The 1,554-nt window shown below is 70.5% G+C and carries 1 protein-coding gene; it reads right to left on the bottom strand.

Features of this window, described 5'->3' with window-relative positions; translation table 11 throughout:
• Positions 1–30: 30 nt before the first annotated feature.
• Positions 31–1,554: histidine ammonia-lyase (gene hutH, locus CAG41_RS27990; protein WP_139835011.1), on the bottom strand; the 1,524-nt coding region annotated here is incomplete at its 5' end.

The raw sequence follows: 1,554 nt of genomic DNA, 5'->3' as shown, positions 1-1,554 counted from the left end.
GTGGGAGCTGGCTTGCCAGCGATGAGGCCCTTACAGGCTCGGCAGCAGTTTGGCAGGCACCAACGCGCTCAGGCACCGCGACGCCAGCAGCCCGGTCGCCGCGTCGATGTCCGGCGCGAAGAAACGGTCCTTCTCATAGAACGGCACCTCGGCGCGCAGGGCCGCGCGGGCCTGCTCCAGCGCCGGCGAGCTCTTCAGGCCGTCGCGCAGGTCCAACCCCTGGGCCGCCGCCAGCCATTCCACCGCGAGGATCCCCCGGGTGTTCTCGGCCATTTCCCACAGGCGCTTGCCGGCGGCCGGGGCCATCGACACGTGGTCTTCCTGGTTGGCGGAGGTCGGCAGGCTGTCCACCGAGTGCGGATGGGCCAGCGCCTTGTTCTCGCTGGCCAGCGCCGCGGCCGTCACCTGGGCGATCATGAAGCCGGAGTTCACCCCGCCGTTGGCCACCAGGAACGGCGGCAGCTGCGACATGTGCTTGTCCATCATCAGCGAGATGCGCCGCTCGCTCAGGGAGCCGATCTCGGCGATGGCCAGGGCCATGTTGTCGGCGGCCATGGCCACCGGCTCGGCGTGGAAGTTGCCGCCGGAGATCACGTCGCCCTCGGCGGCGAACACCAGCGGGTTGTCGGATACGGCGTTGGCCTCCACCGCCAGCACCTCGGCGGCCTGGCGGAACTGGGTCAGGCACGCGCCCATGACCTGCGGCTGGCAGCGCAGGGAGTACGGATCCTGCACCTTCTCGCAGTTCTGGTGCGAGTCGGACACCTCGCTGCGCTCGCCCAGCAGGTGGCGGTAAGCAGCAGCCGCATCGATCTGGCCTTTCTGGCCACGGGCGGCGTGGATGCGCGCGTCGAACGGCGAACGCGAGCCGAGCACCGCCTCGACGGTCAGGCCGCCCACGGCCAGCGCGCCGGCGAACAGGTCCTCGCCCTCGAACAGCCCGCGCAACGCGAACGCGGTGGACACCTGGGTGCCGTTGAGCAGCGCCAGGCCCTCCTTCGCCGCCAGGGTCAGCGGCTTGAGGCCGGCGACCTTCAGGGCCTCGACGGCCGGCAGCCATTCGCCCTTGTGGCGCGCCTTGCCCTCGCCCAGCAGCACCAGCGACATGTGCGCCAGCGGCGCCAGGTCGCCGGAGGCGCCGACCGAGCCCTTGAGCGGGATGTGCGGGTAGACCTCGGCGTTGACCAGCGCGATCAGCGCGTCGATCACCTGCCGGCGGATGCCGGAGAAGCCGCGGCTCAGGCTGTTGACCTTGAGCACCATGATCAGGCGGCACAGCGCGTCGCTGACCGGCTCGCCGACGCCGGCGGCGTGGGACAGCACCAGGGACCGCTGGAGGTTCTCAAGATCGGCGCTGGCGATGCGGGTCGAGGCCAGCAGGCCGAAACCGGTGTTGATGCCGTAGGCGGTGCGGTTCTCGGCGATGATCCGCTCGACGCAGGCGACGCTGGCGTCGATCGGCGCCGAGGCGCTGTCGTCGAGGGTCAGCGTGACGGGGCTCTGGTAGACGTCACGCAGTTGGGCCAGGGTCAGTTGGCCGGGAATCAGGTTCAG

The sequence above is a fragment of the Pseudomonas sp. B35(2017) genome (genome assembly GCF_002113645.1).
Classification (GTDB): domain Bacteria; phylum Pseudomonadota; class Gammaproteobacteria; order Pseudomonadales; family Pseudomonadaceae; genus Aquipseudomonas; species Aquipseudomonas ekonensis.
The sequence above is the reverse complement of the archived record's forward strand: the minus strand, read 5'-3'. Positions and strand labels throughout refer to the sequence as shown.